The organism is Pseudomonas sp. S3_A09 (genome assembly GCF_054668065.1).
The window spans coordinates 3779454-3802210 of the sequence record NZ_CP162752.1; the positions used below are offsets into that span (position 1 = coordinate 3779454).

10 protein-coding genes and 1 pseudogene are annotated in these 22757 nt (G+C 63.1%); 3 read left to right on the forward strand and 8 right to left on the reverse strand.

The annotated features are described in order from the left end of the window. The first annotated feature begins 254 nt into the window (after positions 1 to 254). Positions 255 to 4340 (forward strand): hypothetical protein, encoded by a 4086-nt coding sequence (locus tag AB4N92_RS17610; RefSeq protein WP_044286691.1) that lies wholly within the window; start codon positions 255 to 257, stop codon positions 4338 to 4340. A 42-nt stretch (positions 4341 to 4382) separates the two neighbouring features. On the opposite strand, the gene AB4N92_RS17615 is transcribed toward AB4N92_RS17610, so the two are convergent. Continuing rightward, on the reverse strand, positions 4383 to 9479 hold the full coding sequence (locus tag AB4N92_RS17615; protein WP_236266908.1) for a dermonecrotic toxin domain-containing protein: 5097 nt from the start codon (positions 9477 to 9479) through the stop codon (positions 4383 to 4385). An 83-nt stretch (positions 9480 to 9562) separates the two neighbouring features. Beyond that, a complete protein-coding gene (locus AB4N92_RS17620; protein WP_010212813.1) occupies positions 9563 to 12664 on the reverse strand; it encodes a transglycosylase domain-containing protein in 3102 nt (1033 codons plus the stop codon). 417 nt (positions 12665 to 13081) lie between these two features. Here AB4N92_RS17620 and AB4N92_RS17625 point away from each other — a divergent pair, with 417 nt between their 5' ends. After that, on the forward strand, positions 13082 to 13261 hold the full coding sequence (locus AB4N92_RS17625) for a hypothetical protein (RefSeq protein ID WP_460127727.1): 180 nt from the start codon (positions 13082 to 13084) through the stop codon (positions 13259 to 13261). A 625-nt stretch (positions 13262 to 13886) separates the two neighbouring features. Further along, positions 13887 to 15305, forward strand: coding sequence for an amino acid permease (locus AB4N92_RS17630; RefSeq protein WP_010212811.1), 1419 nt, complete (start codon positions 13887 to 13889; stop codon positions 15303 to 15305). 96 nt (positions 15306 to 15401) lie between these two features. Here the strand turns inward: AB4N92_RS17630 and AB4N92_RS17635 are convergent, their stop codons facing one another. The 6 genes and pseudogenes from AB4N92_RS17635 to AB4N92_RS17660 form a co-directional block, all read right to left on the reverse strand. After that, complete coding sequence (locus AB4N92_RS17635; protein WP_187517271.1) at positions 15402 to 16550, reverse strand: OpgC family protein; 1149 nt, start codon at positions 16548 to 16550, stop codon at positions 15402 to 15404. A gap of 132 nt (positions 16551 to 16682) precedes the next feature. Continuing rightward, positions 16683 to 16781 (reverse strand): annotated as a pseudogene (locus AB4N92_RS17640) (cupin domain-containing protein); the annotation flags it as partial. A gap of 93 nt (positions 16782 to 16874) precedes the next feature. Next, on the reverse strand, positions 16875 to 18494 hold the full coding sequence (locus AB4N92_RS17645; protein WP_010212809.1) for an FMN-binding glutamate synthase family protein: 1620 nt from the start codon (positions 18492 to 18494) through the stop codon (positions 16875 to 16877). A 104-nt stretch (positions 18495 to 18598) separates the two neighbouring features. After that, entirely contained in the window at positions 18599 to 19999 is a 1401-nt protein-coding gene (locus AB4N92_RS17650; protein WP_010212808.1) for an ATP-binding protein, read from the reverse strand. Continuing rightward, complete coding sequence (locus AB4N92_RS17655) at positions 19996 to 21813, reverse strand: DAHL domain-containing protein (RefSeq protein ID WP_010212806.1); 1818 nt, start codon at positions 21811 to 21813, stop codon at positions 19996 to 19998. The genes AB4N92_RS17650 and AB4N92_RS17655 overlap by 4 nt, the downstream gene beginning before the upstream one ends. Then, positions 21810 to 22745: a cytochrome-c peroxidase gene (locus AB4N92_RS17660; RefSeq protein ID WP_231621430.1), complete on the reverse strand. Its 936-nt coding sequence runs from the start codon at positions 22743 to 22745 to the stop codon at positions 21810 to 21812. Before AB4N92_RS17660 ends, AB4N92_RS17655 begins: the two co-directional genes overlap by 4 nt. Positions 22746 to 22757 lie beyond the last annotated feature (12 nt).

The following is a 22757-nucleotide window of genomic DNA, read 5'->3' on the forward strand; positions in this document are numbered from 1 at the left end:
CGCCGCCGGTGTTGTTCAACGGCCGCGACAACATTGCGCTCAAAGTCACCTGCAACCCACCGAAACTGGGGCTTGACGCCTTGCGCGTGGTACCCATGAGCGGCGCGCCGTATCGAGGACGAGTGAAGCCGGTGCGCATAAACCACACGTCACGGTGATCCGGGACTAACTGTCTACCGCCGTTGCCCATGGCTGCGGAACTAGTTTCCCAGGCTTGGGTGAGTCGTCGACTCACCAGGCAAGGAGCTAGTTTTGTGACACAAGCCAATCCCACGGCGCTGCTGCGTCAGACTCACATCGATACGATCCACGCCCTGTTCGCCGATCCACCGTCCCTGCGGGCGGTGGCCCAGGCCAGTGCCCAGGCCCATCTGGACGAGCACTTCGCGGCGCGTACACTGGCCGTCGAGCAGCTTTACCTGCGCACGCCGCTGGCGAGCCAGACCGCGACGTATGACTACACCGCGTTGGCGGACGCACTGGTGGCGCGGCTGGTCAATGGTGAACCGGTGCTCTACGTGCCGGGCCACCATGAGAGTGTCCAGCGGGTGGGGGATGACTATGAGCCGAGCACACTGGACCTCTTCGAGTGTGAAGTGCTGGTCAATGAGCGCGGCGCGCTGTTGTTGGCGTCTTACCGGGAGCAGTTGCAGGCCTGGTGGAAAACGCGCTGGTGGCCGCTGGTCGAGGCGTTGATGGGCGTCGTCAGCGATACGCCCAGGCAGCCTGGCATGAGCCAGCGCCATCTTGATACGTTCTTTTCGCTGTCTTTCACTAACCCCGGCGGGGAGCTGGCCGCTCCGGCCGGTCCGTTGCGCGTCTCTACGGTTCACCTGCGCCGCGAGGATGCGGGAGACGACGATTCGGGCGAAATCCTGCCCCTGTGGTTGCTCCAGGCAACGCATTCCACGGACATGGCACTCTACAGCCCGGCGATGGGCGTGCAGTTGATCGACCAGTTGGACGATATCGGGCCGTTGCTGGCCGATCACCTGAGCCCGTTGTTGGATGAACCGGCAGGTGAGTGGTTTGTCGTCGAGCACGCAGGCCTGGCCCCTGAATCGCTGGCAAGCGGTTACTTGGCACGCCAGTTGAGTGAAATTGCCGCCATCGACCCCACGGTGCGTAGAACCGCGCAACAGTATCAGGCGCTGCTCAATGCCATCACCGACACGCGTCGCTGGTTTGTGTCCCCCCTGACAGCGTTCGGACAAGGCGTTCACGAGGCCATCCCGGCGTGGCTGTTCAACGCCGCGCAAACTGATCGACTTCAATATGGGCGTCTGCTGGTCGAGCAGGTGCGCCACTTGAACCAGGGCGCGGGCAAGCGGTTTTTCCCCGAAGTCCCGTCTCTGGTGGCGTTTGCCGAAACAGCGTTGCAAGACTGTCTGGACAACGAGCCACGCGCGGTCGAGCTCAAGGTCCTGGATATCCATGGGGTGTTCGGCCCGCCGAGCGCTGCGCCCCTTGAGTTGACCCTGACCGAATGGGCGCTGGAAACCCTGGGCGGGTTCACGCCGAGCCCCACCACTGTCACGCTCAAAGGCGCCCCCGCACCCGCCTGGCTGACCGAGCCCTTGCTCAGAGACTGGCTGGTCAAAGCCGATATCGCCAAGACTTACGGCGCGGTTCTGAGGCAACGGTTGGCCAAGGGCAACGCCGCCAAAGACTGGGACCGGGACCTGGCCGGCGATCAGGTGCTGTCACAGCTGAAGATGCTGGCAATGGCATACAAAATCCAGGGGCTGCACGGGCTGACCCAGCAGGGCTATCGCCTCATTAGCGAGCGTGCCGCGGGGCTGCGGGCATCCTCCCGTCTGTTGCCGCTGACGCTCAAGGCCATGCCTCAAGGGCAGACGGCCGTTGTGCAGCACATGCACCTGTTGATGCCCCGGCAGGCGCCACCGGGCGCGTGCCTGTTGTATCGACCGCTGTTGAATCCGGTCGTACAGGAATTTGCCTCGCTGGAGGATCTGCACGCAGCGATCAAGGCGCCTGGTGCCTTGCGCGACAGTGTCCTGGCATGGCTGCCGACGAGTCACCGAGCGGTGTTCGAGCCGCTGCTCAGCGCCCTGCCGGTCGATGACAACGCGGCGCTGGCGGTGGAGGTGAGCGAGGACCTCGAGTCGGTGCATTCCCTGCGCGAGGCGTTCTATCTCGCGCTGGAAACCTTGAGTGAATGGCCCGTATCGGGTGGTGATGCACGGCATTGGGCCTGCTTCAAAGAGGCAGGCTGGTCGCTGACCGATGGGCTGATGCCACTGGTGCAGGGCGTGGACACGCTGACCGGGTGGCTGGGGCAGTTGATGGACACTGTGCGCCAGGATGTCGGGGCTACCAGGGGTGTCGACGTGCTGGGCAACCTGGCGTGGGTGCTCGCGCAGCGGGTTTCGCCGGCCAACGTGCAGTTGCAACTGGACCTGTCAGCGCTGATGTTTGCGACGCCGCAGAGGGTGCAAAATCCGTTGGAGTTGACCCGTATCCCAGCGCCCAAGCAGTTCAAGCAGCCGGATAAATGGGGCTCCGTTCTCCGTGTGAAGGCGCTCATTCAGCAGGCTCGGCTACAGACGGATCTGCGTCTTGAAGAGTGGCAAGCGCTCTACGATGGCGCCGACAGCACACGTGCTGAGGCTGAGAGCCGAGTGAGCGTGCTGTCGAGTCTGGTGGACAGCATTGTCGACAACCTTGCAGATGCTGCGGCCGACCAGGTGCGTGAGCAATATCACCAGATTTTGCAGGTCAAGTTGAAGGCGCTGTCCCAGCAATTACACGCGCTCCGGCAGCTGCGCGCCCTGGCACCGCGCCTGGGCTATGAGGTGCAAGTCTGTGCGCTGCTTGAGTCTCTGGTGGGCACGGCACGCACCCTCGGTAGTCTGGAAGCACGCTACATCGCGTCACTCGACACCTCGCTGGCGTCGATGTCGCAAGAGCAAGTGAGCGAGAACCGGCGCAACCGCTTGGCCGCCTACAATGGGGCGATTCACTGGCGTGAACTGGAAAACCGTCACCTCGATGAGTTGACGGCGGTCATCGGCTGTGGCGCCGATAAGGGCCAGGCCCTCACGCTGGCCGTTGCGCCAGCCTCGGTGCTGGCACTGCAGGCGCAGCAGGTCCGGCGTTTGTGGCAGGCGGCCTGGCGCGCCGAGGATTCGGGAAGCGACGCGATGTTTGCCGGGATGCTGGCACAGACCCTTCAGCGCGTCGCGTGCGCGAGTCAGTCCCATGCAGGATTCATGGCGCTGACGCAAGCCGAGCGGATCGAGTTGTTCGACAGCGTGCTGCAGGTGTATGGCGATACCGCCGACCGGTTGGCGTTTTGCAGGGCCATTACGCCGCAAGCGTTTGATCTGGACTACCTGCATGAGCTTCAAACCTTGATCGACGAGCTGCACGCCACCGCCGAAAAAAATCTGCTGGAGGCGCTGATGGACAACGCCCCGGCTGCAGCTGTCGGCGCGCCGCGCAACAGCCTGATTCGTACCCGCGGCGGCGACGTTTATCGGGGGCGTATCGTTGAGCCGACTCACGCACAGCCCGCGCGCATCGCTCAAGTGCATGACCGCGCGGATGAGTTGATTGCCTCCTTCAAACAGGCGGCCGATGGTTTGTGGGACCCGCTGGAGCGAGCACCCGCCACGCTCGGCTGTGCAAGGGCCGGCACCTTGGTTGAGATGATCGAGCACGGCAAGCAAACGGTGGCCGGTGTCGAGCGCATGATCGCCCAGGTGTTGAGGATGGTCCCCACGGCCAAAAGGGCTCATTCGCTGCAAGACGTGCTCGCGGTGCCGGCGTTTTTCTTGCTTGAGTGCGCCGAAGCGATGCGTCGCAAGTTGGCGCAAGCGAGCGCTGCCCGCTGGCCGGTGAAGCACCGCAGCACGGCGCAACGCATTGAAGCGGATTGGCGCGCGGCGGCGGCCCGTTTGTATGAACAGGGGGTGCATGCCAGGATCGCGGTGATCAAGGCACGCGCACCGGTCCAGGCCGGGGTCGACGCGCTCCTGGCGGGCCATGAGGTGCAGTTGGTCAACCGGCCGGGGCGGTATCGGGTGGACGACGCTGCGGATGATTATGTGCAGTTCTGCCAGGTCGTGGACGTTCATACCCGACAGCCAGAGGGGTATATCCACCTGTACTATCAGCAGGCTGTCGGTCGGGACGACTTGTTTACCGCTGCGTATCTGAAGACCCCCGAGCAGCACCACGCGACCCGGCAAACCGAGCTGCCGCTGTCATTTTCGCGCTGGATGACCCCGACGGCGGCGACAATACTGGCCGACCATCGGCGTCAGGTCAGCCGGTCCCAGACCTGTCGCTGGATGGCCGATGCCGATACCCGCTGAGCAACGAGGGCAGGCGCGAACATGCTCGCGCCTGCACTGGCCTCACTGTGTGGGCAGAGGCTCGCGGTTACGGCGCAGGTGCGCCTTTTTCAGCGCCTCGCGTGTCAGGCCGCGCATCCATTCCTTCTCGTTGTAGCCCAGGTCATTGAGCAGGCGGTTGTACAGCGCGTCGCTGATCGGCGTGTCGGCGAACACCACGCTTTCCTGCGTGTGCAGTTCGTCGGCCAGGGCCTTGAGCTGTTCCCTGAGCCGGGCTTTCTGCTGCGGCTCCTGTTCGGCATGCCATTGCGACTGCAGGGTTTGAAGGTCGTCCAGGCGGTAGAACTTCTCGGTGTATTCGGTGAGATTCTGTTGATAAAGGCTGTCGTAGGTTTCCTGCAGGAAGGTCTCCCAGTACGGCTCCAGTAACATCTGGTTGACCAGGCCATCGCCCCGGCCCAACTCCATGACGCTGATGCGCGCCTGTTGGATACGGCTCGCGCTGACGTCGGCGGTGTCGCGGTAGAGCATATGGTCCGACAGCCAGGGCAGGTCCAGCTCGTTGGCCAACGAGGTCTGGTAGGCCAAATGGATGTCCACTTCGTCCACCTCGCCCGCTTCGCCGTTCAGCACTTCTGAGCGCAGGCGCTGGCCTTCGCCGCCGGCCGCTTTGGGTCGCAGACGCCGGGCGACTTCTTCCTGGGCCACCTGATTGAGCTGCTTGAGCCGCGCCGCGCCCTTGGCCAGGGTCACCAGGCGGCCTTCGAGTTCAGGCAAGGTCGTTGAAAAACGCCGCGCTTCGCTGGCCATGACCTCGATCCCCATTTCATTGAAAATTTGCGCGCCGCCATCGCCACACAAGCCGGGGAAGCTCGACAGCTTGAACAGGCGCTCGCGCAGGGCGCTGTCGGCGTGGGCGGCGTTGATCAAGCGCCAGACCCGCTGGGTCAACCCGGCCTGGTTGGCGGCGTGGCGCTGCCGGTCTTGGGGGTTTTCAAAGAACTCGGGGGGCTCCAGGTACTTGATAACCTCAAAAAAGCCTTGGGAGCCGTGCTCGTCTTCGACGGCGTCCCACAGGTGCTCGCGCACCACGCGGGTGCCCGCATCGGCGTCTACCAGCCACGGGTCGCTGTTGCCCTGCGGTTCATAGGTGCGATACGGGTCCAGCCCGGCCTCGGTGCGGTAGCGTTCGTACAGGGCGCGCTGATCGTCGTTCAGCGTGTGGCGGTCCAGCCGCGTGCGCGCCACGGTGCGCGCGGCCGTCGGCTCGGCGGTCAGTGCGGGCAGGGTGGTGATCGGGTTGCCGCTCAGGTTCAGGTCGAACAGCTCGTTCCTGGCGTGCGCGAACAGGCCGATGGGCCATTGGTGGATTTGCGTGTGGTTCAAGTCGAGGCGGCGCAGGTTGGGCATGCGCGTGATATCCGGTGCGGCGGTGAGGGGGTTGTGGTCCAGAATCGCAATGTGCAGGCGCCGCAGATTGCGCAGGCGCGTCACGTCTTCTGGGAACAGCACCATGCGGTTGTTCGACAGGTTCAGGTTGCGCAACTGCCGCAGCGCCGTCAGTTCGACCGGCAAGCTCGTCAGGTGGTTGTGGCTCAGGTCCAGGGAGCGCAGCGCCGGGAAGTGTTTGAGCAAACCGCAATGGGATTGCCCGACGCTGCTCTGGCTCAGATTCAGGAACGTCACATGTTCAAAATTGACGGTCAGCGCGGGCAGCGACTCGGGTAACGGCATGCCGTCCAGATCGACCCGCGCGCCGGATTGGGTCCTGCCCCAATCGTCGGTGTAATCGGCGTAGCGTTCGCCCCAGCACTGTTCCAGCTGGAGGGCCAGGCGTCTGCGGGCGGCCAGTTGTTGCCGTTCCTGGGCGCTCCCTTTGGGGTGATGGGTGGGCGATTGCTTCCAGGTGTGCAGCTGGGTGTTCAGGGTGTGTTTCTGCAAGGTCAGTTCGTTCAGGGTGCTGCTCAATTGGTCGGCGGGGATGTCCTCGATAAAGCGGTTCAGGCGTTGTTCGCTGAGGCTCGGAAACAAGCGTTGCAGGACGTCCCTGGCAAACGCCGTGTGGTTCTCGGCCGGGGCGGGACGGCAGCGGCTGAGCAGCGGGCCGCCGAGCAATTGCGCGGTTTCCCGCTCCATGACGCGGTGGGTGTCGGGCCCGGCGAGCACCTTGCGTCGCTCGGCCAGGGGTTCAAGGTGGGTCATCAGCCAGTGCTTGAAGTCTTCGCCCTCGCCGGGTTGGTAGCCCAGGGCGGTGCGTGGCTCGCTGGGCAGTGCGAGCAACACGGCTTCATACAGGCTGGCCGGGCGGTGTAACGGTTGGCCGGCATTGTCGTAGACCGAATAGCCCAGGCGGGTGTGAACCAGCACCCGGCGTGTGGCAGCCGTGTCCGAACCGGCCTGGCTGCGCAGGGAGCCCGTGACCGTGGCTTCGCGGATTTCAAGGTGCAGATCGGTGAGCGCATCGGTATTGAACAGCAGGCTCTTGAGCAGCAGGTGTTCAGTCGCCGGGTTGGGCATGGCCGGTGGATAAAAGCCTTCGTAGGCATGCACCGAGTCAGCCGCCAGCTGCAATTCGCTGGCTTGATTGCGCAGGCGCAGGGGCGCATGCCGGTCGTTCGCCAAGGCCTCGCGTTCGTGGGGACGGGCGCGCTCCAGCAGGCGGCGGGCCAGGCTCAGGTCGAGGTCGGGATGGTCCCGGCGCAGGCCGATGATGCCGGGGGCGTCGCTCTGTTCGCGGGCGCGGTAGACCGCCGGGGCGATATCGCGGCTCTGGCTCAGTACGTAGTTGGCCAGCAGATCGCGCAATGCTTGTACCCGCTGCGATTCCGGCACTTCGGCGCCGAGCAGGAGGGTGATCGCCGCTTCATCGAGAAAGCCCAGCACCCGCTCCGGCAAGTGCCCGGACAGCACGTCGCCGAGGCTGATGCGCAAGGTGTCGGCGGGGCCGGCTTGCGCGGCGCCGTAGCGGTGCGAGCTGCCGCTCAGGTCGGGCTTGAGGAACACTTGCAGCGCTTTGTCCTGGGGCCAGCCATCGAGTTCGGTGACCATTTGCTCGAACCAATCCGAGCTGGGGTCGGCGCTCAAGGCTTGCCCCGCACGGATTCTGTCACTGGCGACCTGGATCGATTCGGCCGCTTCGAGGCGTTTGAGGCCGGCATCGAGGAGCGGCGGCAGCGCTTCGTTGTGCTCGTACACACGACGCAACGCGCCGTCTTCGGTGGCGCTGGCGACCCTGAGCTGTTCCAGTTGCGTGTCACTGAACGGTTGCACCCGATGCCCGAGACGCCGCAGCAGCCGCGGGCGCTCCCAGGTGCGCGGGCGTTCGCCCTCGTGGGTCACGGCGCCGTCGCCATTCAATTGCAGGCGCGGCCGGTAGGCGTCCGCGCGTTCGGGGTGGACCACGCGGTGCACGTCGCTGAGCGGGTCGTAATGCACCTCCAGGTGATGGCCGTCCAGCGCCAGCAGGGTTTTGCCTTGGTGTGTGTGCAAGCCCGAGGGCGCGGGAGTCGAGCCTTCGGGGATCAGGTCTTGCTGGGCGAACGCGCTGATATCCGGGTTCCACAAGCGCCGTGAGCCGTCGGCCCGTTGCACCGGCACCAGGCCCTCGACAAACGGCGAGAGCTTGAGCCGCGCCAACTGACCGATGCTGGCGCCCGCCGCGAACAGGGCGAACTGGATCACGCTGTCGGCCACCCCCACCACATGTTCCCAGGCTTCGGTGCGCAGGCCTTCGCTCCAATCGACGATGCCTTCGAACACCTCGTCCATGACCTGGTACGCGCTGTAGACCAGCATCAATTCGCCGAGTACCGGCACGAAGGGCGTGACCACCAGCAACGCCGCGTTGAGGATGTCGGCGAGCATCTGCTCCAGGTTGTCCCACCAGGCCCAGCGGGCACGGCGGTCGACGTCGACGGTGGACAGCGCGATGTTGCGTGCGTCGTTGACGATTTTGTTCAGTTGGGTGCGAAACAGGTAGTCCCACAGCGTATCGGCGGCCGGCGAAGGCGGGCGTTGGCGATAGTCGTCCTGCCAGGCGTGCAGGCTGAAGTGCAGGTTGGGATCGCTGATCGGCGTGTCTTGCCAGCTCGGCCCGCTGTCGGTGGGCTGTTTCTGATGCCATTGGATGTGGCTCAGGCGCGCATTGATCCCGGCGAAAAAGGCCGCGCGTTTGGCATGGGGCACGAACTGGCTGAAGAACACTTGGTAGCGCGCCTTATCCCGCAATTGGCGGGTCAGTTCCTGCATGAACGCCTGGGGCGACGGGTATTCCTTGAGCGGGTGCGCGGGGTCTTCGGCGACGTAGGCGATCACCCGCGGGCTGGGCGCGGCGATAAACAGCACGATGCCCACCAGGGCGATGTTCATCACGCTGAGGGTGTAGGCCTGGAGCGCGGCGCCGTCGAGCCGCGGGGTCGGCTGGTCGTCCACCAGATTGAGCATCGCGGCATGGGCATCGGGCTTCAGGTCGGCCTTGGCCAGGGCCAGGTGCGCGGCGCTTTTCAGCGCGGCCTTGTGGAGTGCCGTGACTTCGCCGTGCAGGGTGCGGGCGAGTGCCGGGTTCTTGAAACCGAGGGCCTGGCTGAGCTTGAGTTGATACTGCGCGCCGATATCCAGCTGGCGGCAAATGTCTTTGAACTGTTGCGCGGTGAGCCGCGTGCCGCTGCGGCGGTGGGTGATCGAGAGCACGTCGCGTTGCCCGCGCGCATCGGTCGGACCGAGGAAGGCGAAGTCGAGAAAGGTCTGGTCGGCGGCGAAGTTGTACAGCGCCGCATCGAGCAACGAAAAGGTCTTGCTCACCTGGGCGCCGGTCACATTGAGCTTCCACCCACTTGTCTTGGCGTCGACGTAGAGGCGCAGGTAGGTGTTGCGTACATCCAGGTTGCCGTAGTCGCGCAGGGCGTGTTTGAGCAAGGGTTCGGCGAAGGCGTACACGTCGTTCAAGCCGGCGAGGCGTTGGTCCAGGCGGTTTTGTTGTTGCCAATGCTCGGCAATGGCGGCCTTGAGCGGGGCTGGCGCGGTCAGGTGTTTGACGCCTGCGGCTTTCAGTGCGCCGAGGCGTCCCGGCGTGGCCTGGGTGAGCCAGTCTGGCAGGGCGTCGCGGATGTGTGTGTAGTGGGCGCCGTGGAAGGCGCTGTTGGGTTGGGGTAATTCGGGCACGGATCAGGTCCTGTCAAAGGGTGATCCAGGAGTGTGTTCAACGCTGCCGCGCTGGGGTGGCAGATAGGTAGTGCAGCCGCGCGTCAGTGTTTGCCCGCCAGGCACAACGCCGGGTCGCCCGGTTGCAGCAGCGGGTTGAGCAGCGGCGCCATGCCCTTGAGCACCTGCACCGGCAAGGCCGAGGTGAAGGTGAAGTGCTGCGCCGACGCCCCCGGCACAAACGCGGTGAGGGTGCCGAAGTGATGGGCGCCGATGTAGAACACGAAGGTCGCGGTGCGGTTGATCGATTTGGAACTGAGCATGCGCCCGCCGGCCCCCATGGCTTCGATGCGGTTATCGCCGGTACCGGTTTTGCCGCCCATCGCCAGCGCAGTGCCGTCGGCCAGTTTGAAGCTGCCGGCCACGCGCTTGGCGGTGCCGGCGTCGACCACTTGCGACAGCGCGCCGCGCAACGCCGTGGCAACTTCACTGCGCAGCACCCGTTTGCCACGGTTCGGGTCGTTGGCGACGTGGGTTTCGTAGGGCGTGCCGCGGGCGAATTGCAGGCTGTCGATACGCAACACGGGCAGGCGCACGCCGTCGTTGAGGATGATCCCCATCAGTTCCGCGAGAGCGGCGGGGCGGTCGCCGGAGCTACCGATGGCGGTGGCCAGCGACGGCACCAGGTGGTCGAACGGGTAGCCCACGGCCTGCCAGCGCTGGTGGATATCGAGGAACGCTTCGATCTCCAGCATGGTGCGGATCCGGCTGTCGCGCGCACTCTGGTGACGGCTCTTGAACAACCAGCTGTAGACCTCTTGGCGCTCGAATTCACTGGCTTTGACGATCTCGTCGAAGGTCGCTTCGGGGTGGTTGAGCAGGTAGCCCAGCAACCACAGGTCCAGCGGATGCACCTTGGCGATATAGCCCTGGTCCGGCAGGTCGTAGGCGCCGGGGCCGTAGCTCTGGTAGAGCCGTTCGAGGCGCTCGTCGGTGAGCTTATCGGTGGTTTTCAGGTTTTTCAGGTGCGAGCGCACGAAGCCGTTGAAACTTTCCTGGCTGGCCTGGGGCAGCAGGTAGCGGTGGACGGCGGCCAGGCGGATCGCGGTGGGGTGCAGGCTGTCCATGAAAGTGTCGAGCCGGGCCTGGGTGTCTTTGTGGCGGTATTTTTTCCAGAACTTGAGCAGGAACGCGGTGCCTTCATGGTCGGCGAATTTGGCCAGGTATTCCTGGCGGCGCGGGTCGTTGTCGTCCTTGAGCAGGCGCGCACTGTTGTTTTCGCCAGAGTAAGTGGTGTAGCGCACCAGGTCGCGCATCAGGCGAATGAACGGCAGGTTGATCGACTCGCGCAGGGCATCGCGCAAGGTCGGGTTGCGGCCGTTGTCTTCGTTTCGAAAGTTATGGAAGCGATGCAGGCCGCCGCCGGTGAAAAACGCCTCGCCGGGGTTGGCCGAGTAGGTGCGGTCGAGGGCGGCGTCGAGCATCTTCGCCAGGTCGCGGTCGCTGTGCTGGGTCAGGTAATTCAGCGCCCAGCGCGAGAGCACATCCTGCTCGGGCAGTTCGACGTTTTTCAGCTCGGCGGGCGTGCGTGCCTGATAGCGTTCATGCAGCTCGGTGATGATTTGCAGGTAGGTGGTCAGCACCCGCAGTTTGGCGGTGGAGCCCAGTTCCAGCTTGCTGCCTTCGTTGATGTCGAACGGCTGGTCGGTGTTGTCGGTCTGCACCCGCACGCGTGCGCCATCGGGTGTCAGTTCGTAGAGGGTGAAGCTGTAGCGCACCTGCGGCGTGCTTTGTGGCGTCAGCAGGCGCGGGCCGAGCAGGCCCATTTGCGCGGCGAACGTCGGGTCGGCCAGGTGCTTGAGGTAGTCGGTGGCCTGGGTTTGCAGCGCGTAGTGCAAGGTGCTGGTGGCCGACAGGTCGAGGCGGTCGAGGTCATACAGCGAGCGGTCGAGCAGGCTGGCGAGACGGCTGCGGGCGACGTTGATGGCCTTGTTGGTTTCCACTGGCTGGACGGTCGGCTGCTGCTGCCAGTCGCGGTAGGTCACCGAGCTGGCGAGGGCGGCGGCGGACAACGTGGCGGGGATCACCTGGTTCTGCGCGAGCAGGCGCAGATGGCTGTCGGTCAATTGCGCCAGTTCTTCGCGGCCTTTGGTCAGGTAGTGCGAGGGCCGGCGTTGGGCAATCATCAGCGACAGCACCTGGCGCAGGGCCAGGCCACGTCTGGCCAGGCTCGCCGGGTCTTGCGCGCTGTCGCTCAAGGCCTGATTGACCTGGTTGAAGTCGGCGCCGTACCAGACCCGCAGGCCTTCGGCCAAGCCATGCACTTCGCCGTGGCCCGGCACGGCGGACAACGGCACGCTGTTGAGATAGTCGCGCACGATATTCTGCCGACTGACCAGGGTGTCCGGCCCGGCCTGGTAGGCCCGGACGCTGGCGGACAGCATCTGGCGGATTTTCTCGCCGCCGGACACGGTCAAGCCGTCGGGCGAATGGCGATATTTTTCCAGCTGCGTGGCCAGGGTGCTGCCGCCGGCGGTCTGCCCCGGCAATTGCACGAGCTTGGCCACTTGCGACCAGGCGGCCTTGGCAAAGCGCGGCCAGTCCACCGACGGGTTGGCCAGCGGTTGCGTGGGGTCGAGCAGGTCGCGGTCTTCAATGAACAACAGGCTTTGCACCACCAGCGGCGGGATTGCGGCAAAGCGGGTGTAGAGCTGTTGCGGGTAGGTGAAGGTGTACAGCGGCGCGGCGCGGCAATCGGTGATGCTCAGGCCCGCCTGGACTTTTTCTGCGTAGGGCACGAACAGCCCGCGCTCGGCATAGTCCATCAACGCCGGTGAGAAGCGCGTTTGTGCCTGGATCAAGTAATTGCGCTTGAGCAGGCGCGGCAGGAATTCGTTCAGCGCGCTGTAGCCCAGGCGCCGGTCGAACGGGCCGTCGCCGGGATACACGATGGCATCGCTGGCGCCGGGTTCCAGGCGATAACTGAGCGATGCGGCCAACGGGCTCAGGTAGCGGGCCTGCAGGCGCGAGGTGCGCATTTCCACGCTGGCGGCCCAGCCCAGCGCGCATAGGGCGAGCAACAGCACCAACCACACCAGTCGCCACCACGCTGTTCGCGTGCGGGCGCTGTGTGGCAATGGCGGTTGATCCGGGCTGTCAGGTGGCAGCGCAGCCTGCTTCGAATCGGTTTGCCATAAAGCGCCCATAGTCGATTGATCCATTGACGTAGATTGATCGGACTTGGGTGAAGCTTAGTCGTTAGTTGCGAAATGTGTCGGTTCACGGCGGTGGGCGTTTCACTGCGCTGCGTAGCAGGGTCAGCCAGTTGCGGTCGTTGGCGCGGCCCCAACGCTAGGTGCCGTGGTCGTTGAATAACACCGAAATGTCCGCCAGGTGCCAGGCGAATAGTTTGATGTTGAGCTCGCGAAGGTATTCGCTTGCCGGGCAGACGATGGCCGCCCAGGGTCACATATCCACAGGCCCCTCCAGCCCGCTTCGCTGAAGTCCAACGTCGAACCCAATGTCGGGGGCGTTATACCCACCACCACAAACGCGTGAGCCGGTGGGCTGGTGCCCCAAACACGCGAGGCACCGCCGTTGAAACGGATCAATTCGTTCGCCACATGGGCCATCTGGTCGCAATTGCCCGCGCCGGTCTTGAGGATCACTTCGGTGTAGCTGGGCTGCCCGGCCCGGCTGCACCGCCACATCACCTGCGATTCGGCGATGGACAGCCGTTCCAACTCGTCGACCCCCACCCCCGCGACGTTGGACGGGCCGATGCCGGTGGCCTTGACCATTGATCGAGCGCCCGAGTGGCACGCCCAAGCCCGCCAGCTCCACCAGCTGGCGCATGGTCCAGGCCTGCAAGTGTCGCTGATCAATTGGCCATCGGCGGCCAGGCGTTGCGTTCGACCTTGCTGGAGTACGTCGAAGGGGGGTTGGCATGGGGAGATCCTTTCGCTGGGATTGCCGTCCTGGCAGTCGGAGCGTCCCATGGTGAATGGACGTCCCGGCCGCTGATAGGGCGATGCTTCTCGTCCGACCGTGGCCGGCTTCCGCATTGTCTGCCTGTTGGTCTGAAAGCATTGAAGCAGAGCCTTCCGCTGGGTATATACGGCCTAGGTAGGGGCATGACGCTGCACCAAAGCTGTGCAATACTCGGCGCGCGTCAAACGGAGAAAAACCCTCCGCTATCCAGGTAATGCCCCTCCATAAAAGCGGCTTTTACCGCGACTTCTCGCTGAATCTTGGCGTTTATTAAGTGAAAAACCCTGGGGTGGGCTTTTTATACTGCACCCCCGCTGATCTGGCCCTGCCAGACGTGTTGGCCCATGAGGCCGGCACGGTGTAAGGGCGTCGTGGCAGACCCGCCGTGGCGCCGAGCACTCGGTGATCAATCCAATAACAAGACGAGGTTGTACCCCTATGCCAGTTGGCAACCACCTGCCCCATGGCGAGACCGCTCAGGGCGGCCCGCTGAAACGTGAACTGGGTGAGCGGCATATTCGCCTGATGGCCCTCGGCGCCTGCATCGGTGTCGGCCTGTTCCTGGGCTCGGCCAAGGCCATTGAAATGGCCGGCCCGGCGATCATGCTGTCCTACATCATTGGCGGCCTGGCGATCCTGGTGATCATGCGCGCCCTCGGCGAGATGGCGGTGCACAACCCCGTCGCCGGCTCCTTCAGCCGTTACGCCCAAGACTATCTCGGCCCGTTGGCGGGCTTTCTCACCGGCTGGAACTACTGGTTCCTGTGGCTGGTGACCTGCGTGGCAGAAATCACCGCCGTGGCCGTGTACATGGGCGTCTGGTTTCCCGACACGCCGCGCTGGATCTGGGCCCTGGCGGCCTTGATCAGCATGGGCAGCATCAACCTGATCGCGGTCAAGGCCTTTGGTGAGTTCGAGTTCTGGTTTGCCTTGATCAAGATCGTCACCATCATTGCGATGGTGATCGGCGGCGTCGGCATCATCGCGTTCGGCTTCGGCAATGACGGCGTGGCGCTGGGTATCTCCAACCTGTGGGCCCACGGCGGCTTTATGCCCAACGGCGTGCAAGGCGTGTTGATGTCCCTGCAAATGGTGATGTTCGCCTACCTGGGTGTGGAGATGATCGGCCTTACCGCCGGTGAAGCGAAGAACCCGCAGAAGACTATTCCGAGTGCCATCGGCTCGGTGTTCTGGCGCATCCTGCTGTTCTACGTGGGGGCGTTGTTCGTGATCCTGTCGATCTACCCGTGGAATGAAATCGGCACCCAGGGCAGCCCGTTTGTGATGACGTTCGAACGGCTCGGCATCAAGACCGCCGCCGGCATCATCAACTTTGTCGTGATCACCGCCGCGCTGTCGTCTTGCAACGGCGGCATTTTCAGCACCGGACGCATGCTTTACAGCCTGGCGCAGAACGGCCAGGCACCGGCGACGTTCGCCAAGACCTCCAGTAATGGCGTGCCGCGCAAAGCGCTGCTGTTGTCGATCTTCGCGTTGTTGCTGGGGGTGTTGCTCAACTACCTGGTGCCGGAGAAAGTCTTCGTCTGGGTGACGTCCATCGCCACCTTCGGCGCGATCTGGACCTGGCTGATGATCCTGCTGGCGCAGCTCAAGTTCCGTAAGAGCCTGAGCCCGGCGGAACAGGCGGGACTCAAGTACCGCATGTGGCTGTACCCGGTCAGTTCCTACCTGGCGCTGGCGTTCCTGTTGCTGGTCGTGGGCCTGATGGCGTACTTCCCGGACACCCGCATCGCGCTGTATGTCGGCCCGGTATTCCTGGTGCTGCTGACGGTGCTGTTCTACGTGTTCAAGTTGCAACCGACCCAGGTTGCTCAGGGCGAAGCCCGCCCGGTCTAATGGCAAACACTGTGTGGCGAGGGGGCAAGCTCCCTCGCCTCCTTTTGCAAGTGCCCGATTCGGGAAAGCGCCGCACCACCAACGCGGCTGCCTGGGTTAACCAGTGGATGACGGCATGGCTAAGACGCGGCGGTCTTGCAGTGACTTATCCAGCCGCTTGTTGAACTCCAGCCAGGCTGCCAGCAGCCCCATCAGCACCACGCCCACTGTTGCACTGAACAACTGCATGGCCAGCGCATCGCCCGCCAGGGCATTGAGCATGTCCGCCAACGGCGCCAGCAGCACACCGAGGCAGAATACCTCCAGGGAATAGCGGCCCATGCGGCAACTTTGTTGCGCCAGCCAGTGGCGGGTCCAGCCCATGCCAGGCAAAAGCTTGGCGGTGACATAGGCCAGGGCCAGGAAGTGCAACAGGCGCACGGGTGACAGGTCCGTCTTGCTGATGGGATACAACAGGTCGCTGAGCGGCGATGGCATCCACGCGTCATGCACCTCGGGCCAGCGCCAGGAAATCGTGATGATCCCGGCCATGACCGAGTAGGCCGCCGCTGCGACGAACAACGGCTGGCGCAGCAGCCCACGCGTCTCGACAGGACGTGGCTGGCGCGCATGAATCGCCGCCGCGCCGCCGAGCACGAACAGCAATTGCCAGGTGACGGGATTGAAATACCACACGCCATCGGCAATAGCCCGCAGGTTCCAGCCCATCCACGGTGCCAGCAGGTACACCGTCAACGAAACGCCCACCACCGCCCAGGTCTTGCGCAGCAGCAGCGGCAGCACCAACGGCAAACCGCTCAACAGCACGATGTACAGCGGCAGCGGGTCCATCAGGTTGGGCTTGAAGCGCAGCAGCAACTCATCGGTGAGCGCCTGTTGCGGGTGGGTGACGAAGTGCGTCAGTCCCATCTCCTCGACAAGGTCGCGGGTTTCCACATGACTGTTGGCGAAGAACACGATGCCCATCAGCATCGCCAGCAGGAAGATATGCACCACGTACAGCACCCAGGCGCGCCGCAGGATCTTCAGCGAGGCAATCCAGTAGCCGTCGCGCTGCAGGATCTTGCCGTAGGCCAGTACGGCGGCGTAGCCGGCGAGGAACACAAACACCTCCGCGGCATCGCTGAAACCGATGTTGCGCAAAGTGATCTGGCCGAGGGGGTTGTGGGGGACGTGATCCCAGAAAATGAAGATCAACGCCAGGCCCCGAAAAAAATCGATGCGTGGGTCGCGTCCGTTCAGCATGGCAGCGGGCTCTTGTACGAAAGGTTTAGTAATGACAGGCGAACGCGGGTGAAGTCGTACGCCGCACGTCGGGCGGGGGCAGGTTGGCGTTATTCGTAAGTAATTGCAAAGGTTGGGTATTACTGGATGTCTCTAGACATCCAGGGTAACCAGAGTGCCTTGGCTGCCTGCATGCACGGCATGGGCGGTGCCAGCTTCCACCAGATACATCTGACCCGCGCCGACCCTGATCCGCGCCGGACCAACCTGGCCCTGGCGCGTGAATCACCTCGTTTCAACGATGCCGTCGGTGGTCCGGTTCAGCAAACAGGGAGTGTTTATTGATCAGGCGGCAGCCGCTTCATGGGGTTCAAAGCTGTCGGCCCGTGCCATCTGCCACATGCGCGAATAGAACTCGCCATTCACCTCACCGGTGAGCAACTCGCCAGGTTTGAGGAACACATGCAATTGCGAAAACAGCTTGATCTCGGTCGCCGACATGCGCCGCACCAGATGCTTGGCCGACAGTTGCGATGGATGATCCAGGCCGGCGGCGGCGAGCATTTCGGCCAAGGCCTTGAGGGTATTGCGGTGGAAGTTGAACACGCGCTGGGCTTTGTCCGGCACCACCAGGGCGCGTTGGCGCAGCGGATCTTGGGTCGCGACGCCGGTCGGGCATTTGTTGGTGTGGCAGCTTTGGGACTGAATGCAGCCAATGGCAAACATGAAGCCACGCGCCGAGTTGGCCCAGTCGGCGCCGATGGCCAGGACGCTGGCGATATCGAATGCGCTGACGATCTTGCCGCTGGCACCGAGCTTGATCTTGTCGCGCAGGTTCAAGCCCACCAGGGTGTTGTGCACAAACAGCAGGCCTTCACGCAGCGGCACACCGATATGGTCGGTGAACTCCACTGGCGCGGCGCCGGTGCCGCCTTCCTTGCCGTCCACCACGATAAAGTCGGGGAGGATGCCGGTCTCCAGCATGGCCTTGGCGATGCCCATGAATTCCCAGGGGTGGCCGAGGCAGAACTTGAAACCCACGGGTTTGCCACCAGACAGCTCACGCAGTTGGGCGATGAAGTGCATCAGTTCGATCGGGGTGGAAAATGCGCTGTGGCGCGACGGCGAGATACAGTCTTCACCCATCAGGATGCCGCGGGTGTCGGCGATTTCCTGGGTGACCTTGTGCTTGGGCAGGATCCCACCATGGCCGGGTTTGGCGCCCTGGCTCATCTTGATTTCGATCATGCGCACTTGCGGGTTCTGCGCCTGCACGGCGAAGCGTTCCGGGTCGAAGCGGCCGTCGCTGGTGCGACAGCCGAAGTAGCCGCTGCCCAATTCCCAGGTCAGGTCGCCGCCGTTCTCGCGGTGGTAGGGGCTGATGCTGCCTTCGCCGGTGTCATGGGCAAAATTGCCCAGTTTGGCGCCTTGGTTCAACGCACGAATGGCGTTGGCGCTTAACGAGCCAAAGCTCATCGCCGAGATATTGAATACCGATGCCGAATACGGCTGCGTGCATTGCGGGCCGCCGACCATCACACGAAACGCGCTGGGGTCGCTGAGCGGCGCCGGGCGCATGGAGTGGCCGATAAATTCGAAGCCCGATTGGTACACGTCGATCAGGGTGCCGAAGGGTTTGTCGGCAGTTTCATTTTTGGCGCGGGAATAGACCAGTGAACGCTGGGCCCGGGAGAAGGGCAGGGCGTCGCTGTCGGATTCCAGCAGGTACTGGCGGATTTCCGGGCGGATGGCTTCGACCAGGTAACGGATATTGCCCAGGATTGGATAGTTGCGGCGTACGGCGTGGGGGCTTTGCAGCAGGTCGAACATACCGATCAGGCTCAACACGCCCGTGACCAGGGTGATCGGCCACAGCCATTCGTGTTCGATAAAGGGGAGGCTGGCGAGGGTGAAGATGACGCACACGGCAAAGAAGGCGTAACGGCTTAGCAAAGACAGGCTCATACGGTTTCCTTGAAATCGGACTCTTACAGGTCGGTGCCGCATTCTGCGCCTGTCGGCAAACCCCAGACAACCTTTGCCGGGCGGATACGGTCCGCTCCTGCGCCCTAGGCGGCCGTCTGCCGAATCGGCAACACCACGCGAAAGGTCGTGCCTTTGCCCGGTTCGCTGCTCACGCAAATATCGCCGTGGTGCTTCTTGATAATGCCGTAGGACAACGACAATCCCAGCCCCGTGCCTTCACCCACCGGCTTGGTGGTGAAGAACGGGTCGAAGATTTTCTGCACGGTCTCCGGGGGAATGCCACAGCCGTTGTCCGCGACTTCCAGCCAGATGTTATCGCCTTGCACGCCATTGCTGATGGTGATGGTGCCGCGCTCCGGGCCCATGGCCTGGGCGGCGTTGATAACCAGGTTCATCACCACCTGGTTGAGCTGTGAGGCCAGGCATTCGATTTCTGGCAGCGGTGTGTAATTTTTCACGACGTCGGCCTTGTACTTGAGTTCGCTGGCGACGATGTTCAGCGTTGAGTCGATGCCCTGTTGCAGGTTGGCGAATTGCCAGGTCTGGTCGTTGTCGACCCGCGAGAAGTTCTTCAGGTCCTTGACTATCTGCACCACCCGGCCGATGCCTTCCTTGGATTCCCTGATCAGGATGGGGATGTCTTCCCTGAGGAAATCCAGCTCCAGTTCAGCACGCAAGGCCTTGAGCGCGGCGCACTGCTCGGCCGCGGCGGGGCTTTCTTCGAGCTGCCGGTAGGCGTCCAGCATCCGCTGCAGTTGGTTGAAGTAGCTGTCGAGGGTACTCAGGTTGGAGGAGATGAAGCCTACGGGGTTGTTGATCTCATGAGCGACGCCAGCTGCCAGTTGCCCCAGCGACGCGAGTTTTTCCGATTGCACCAGTTGGCTTTCCAGTTGCTTGCGCTCGTCGATTTCCAGTTGCAACGCCTCGCTGGCCTGGGTCAGCGCCTGGGTGCGCTGCGCCACCAGTTGCTCCAGGTGTATGGTTTGCAGCGAGGCGCGGCGGGCCATGTCCCATTTGTTGGCAAGCATGTTGGCCATCTGTTGCACCTCGATGTTATCGAAGGGCTTTTTCAGGATCAGCAACCGGTCATGGCCGTTGAGGCGATACAGCAATTCATCCCAGGAGTAATCCGTATACGCGGTGCACACCACCACTTGCAGGCCGGGGTCGACGGTCCATAGCTCTTCGATGGTCTTTGCGCCGTCCCAACCTTGCGGCATGCGCATGTCGACGAATGCCAGGGCGTAGGGGCGTTTTTCCGCCATGGCGGTGGTGAGCAATTGCAGGCCTTCTTCGCCGCCATACGCCGAATGCAGCTCGAAGGTACGCACCTCGGGCTTGCTGGTGTCGCCGAACAGCGCTGACTCCATATCGTCGAGGGCCTGGTTGGTCTCGACGGTCGGCATCAGGATTTTGCGAAAATCGTCGTGAATCGACGGCGTGTCGTCGATCAACAGGATGCGCCGATTGGGAGGCTGATTCATGCGGGACTTCCGGCAGGGGTCATAGGGATCGTCAAGGTAAACACCGCGCCCAGGCCAGGCCCGTCGCTGTGGGCACTGAGCTGACCATTCATTTCTACGGCGGCCAGCGCGCAGCTGTGCAGGCCGAAGCCGTGGCCTTCCTTGCGAGTGGTAAAACCGTGGGTGAAGATCCGCGTCATGTTTTCCGCGGGAATGCCCTCGCCATCGTCCTTGACGCTGATCTGCAAGGTATTGTCCTCCAGGGGCTGGACCTTCAGGGTCATCTGCCGGGGTCGGTCACTGAGGTTGGACATGGCGTACTTGGCGTTGCTGATCAGGTTGACCATGATCAATAGCAAGCGGTGTTTGTCGGCGAGGATTTCCGGCACCTGCGCATATTCCTTGACCACCGTGACGTGGTGACGACTCAGGGCTCCGGCGTTCATGCGCAATGCATCTTCCATCAGGCCGCTGATGTGCACCGGCTCCAGCAGTGTGGCGGCGCCGGCATAGGATTGCTGGGTGGAGACGATGTCCTTGATGTGGTCCACGCTTTTACTCAACTGCGCCAACTCGTCGGTCATGCCCTGCTGCTCAACGGCGATGGCGTCCACCAGTTGGTTGAGATAGCCGGGCAGCAGCTTGCCTTTCTCATCTTCGGTAAGGAAGGTGCCCAGGTCGGCCTTGTGCTCATTGATCAACTGCATGGCTTTGCCCAACCCCAGGGCCTTGCTGCTGCGCAGCTTGCGCGTGACCAGTTCGGCGGAGATGTTCACGCTGTTGAGTACGTTGCCCACGTTGTGCAGCACATTGGTCGCGATTTCGGCCATGCCGGCCTGGCGTGCGCTGTCGAGTAATTCGCTCTGCGCATCCTTGAGCTGGCGGGTGCGTCGCTCCACGCGCTGCTCCAGGGTTTCGTTGGCGGCGTGCAACGCGCGATTGACCCGGTTGATTTCGGCAAAGCTGCGCAACAGGCGCACCGCCAGATAGAGCAGCAATCCCACCAGCAAGGTCGAGAAGATCAGCAGGTAGCGATGGTATTGGTGGTCGATCAGGTCTGCCGCTTGCTGGTCCTGGTCGAGGTGGGTGGTCAGTGCGTCCAGGTGTTCGGCGACGGGCACCGTGGCAATGCGCTCGAGCAGGTCGTTGACCACGGGCTGTTCGCGCAGGATCAGCGAAATGTGATTGCTGAGTATGTCCACCGGCCCTTGGAACTCGCTGGGCAGTTGCTCCTTATTGATCGCCAGTTTGCCCAGCCCCACCAGGATATCGGCGGCGCGATCGTCGCTGGTGACTTGGGCGAACTCCAGGCTGCTGAGCAACAGGTCATAGGTGTCGGTGGCCACGTCTTGCAATTGCAGGCGGCCTTCCGCGTCAAGGCGATTGAACTGCGCCTGGATGTCGTCTTCGGCGGTCGGCAGGAACGCCAGTGAATTACGCAGCAGCGCGTTGTGGGATTTGAATTGGTCGACCAGGCGGGCTTTTTCCTGGATCGCCGTCTGGTAAGCCGTTTGCGTGGCCTGCCAGCCGCTCAGGTTGGACGGGTTGTGGTAGGTGTCGCGGCTGTTCAGTTCGGCCCATATTCGGGTCATCTGCGTGAGTGGCGTGACCAGCGGGTCGTAGTTGTGGGTGATCGCGATCCGGGCCTTGAGGACCTCGCTGTCCCACTGCGCATTGAGCTGCTGCAGTTGGCGGATCAGATCCCGCGACTGGGTGTAGCTGGCGGTCTGATCGCGGGAAGCCTTGAGGTACAAAAACACCAGGGTCGAGGCCAGCAGCAGGGTCACCAGGCCAAGTACAACCTGGGTAAAGCGGCGACGGGAGTGAGAGGTCATAGCGGCTTGCCTGCCCATTCGCCGGTCAGGGTTTTGAGAAACTGCACGATCAAGTCCCTGTCTTCCTTATTCGGATTGCGCCCCAACTGGTACTTGAACATCACATCGACGGCTTCTTCGAGGGTCTTGGCCGACGCATCGTGAAAGTACGGCGCGGTCACCGCCACGTTGCGCAGGCTGGGCACCTTGAACACATGGCGGTCCTCTTCGTCCTGGGTCACCAGATAGCGGCCCAGGTCGGCTTCGACCGGGTTGCCTCGGGCCTTGAAGTAGTCGCCCATCACACCGAATTTCTGGAACATATTACCGCCGATATTGATGCCCTGATGGCAGGCGATACAGCCGTAGTCCTTGAAGCGCTGGTAGCCATATTTTTCCTGGATTGTCAGGATCTCGGTGTTACCTAGCAGGTACTGGTCGAACCGCGAGTTGGGGCTCAGCAGTGTTTGCTCATAGGTGGCCAAGGCGTCCTGCACGTTGGCGGCGGTGATGCCATCGGGGTAGGCCTGTTTGAAGGCGGTCTGGTAGGTGGGCAGGGCGGACAGGTTCTGCACTACCGTATTCCAATCGCTGCCCATTTCCAGGGGGCTGATCACTACCTGTTCGACCTGTGCTTGCAGGGTGTCCGACCGGCCATTCCAGAACTGCTTGAAGTTCAGGCTGGCGTTGAACACGGAAGGGGTGTTGATTGGCACCGGCTTGCCGTTGAAACCCAGGGAAAACGGCTGGTTGTCTGCACCTCCGGACTCCAGCCGATGGCAGCTGGCACAGGACAGTGTGTTATTGACCGACAGGCGCGGCTCATTGAACAGCTGGCGACCCAACTCGACTCTGGCCGGGTCCAATACGGGCACCGGTGGCAGTGGTTTGAGCGCTTCGTTCAACGGCGCGGCCAGCAACGGCTGGGCCAGCCCCGACCACACCACCAGCAGAACGCCGAAACG

Coding starts and splice junctions, on each gene's coding strand:
- AB4N92_RS17620 (WP_010212813.1), bottom strand. CDS start 12,664: ATGGGCGCTTTATGGCAAACCGATTCGAAGCAGGCTGCGCTGCCACCT.
- AB4N92_RS17625 (WP_460127727.1), top strand. CDS start 13,082: ATGGGCCATCTGGTCGCAATTGCCCGCGCCGGTCTTGAGGATCACTTC.
- AB4N92_RS17630 (WP_010212811.1), top strand. CDS start 13,887: ATGCCAGTTGGCAACCACCTGCCCCATGGCGAGACCGCTCAGGGCGGC.
- AB4N92_RS17635 (WP_187517271.1), bottom strand. CDS start 16,550: ATGCTGAACGGACGCGACCCACGCATCGATTTTTTTCGGGGCCTGGCG.
- AB4N92_RS17645 (WP_010212809.1), bottom strand. CDS start 18,494: ATGAGCCTGTCTTTGCTAAGCCGTTACGCCTTCTTTGCCGTGTGCGTC.
- AB4N92_RS17650 (WP_010212808.1), bottom strand. CDS start 19,999: ATGAATCAGCCTCCCAATCGGCGCATCCTGTTGATCGACGACACGCCG.
- AB4N92_RS17655 (WP_010212806.1), bottom strand. CDS start 21,813: ATGACCTCTCACTCCCGTCGCCGCTTTACCCAGGTTGTACTTGGCCTG.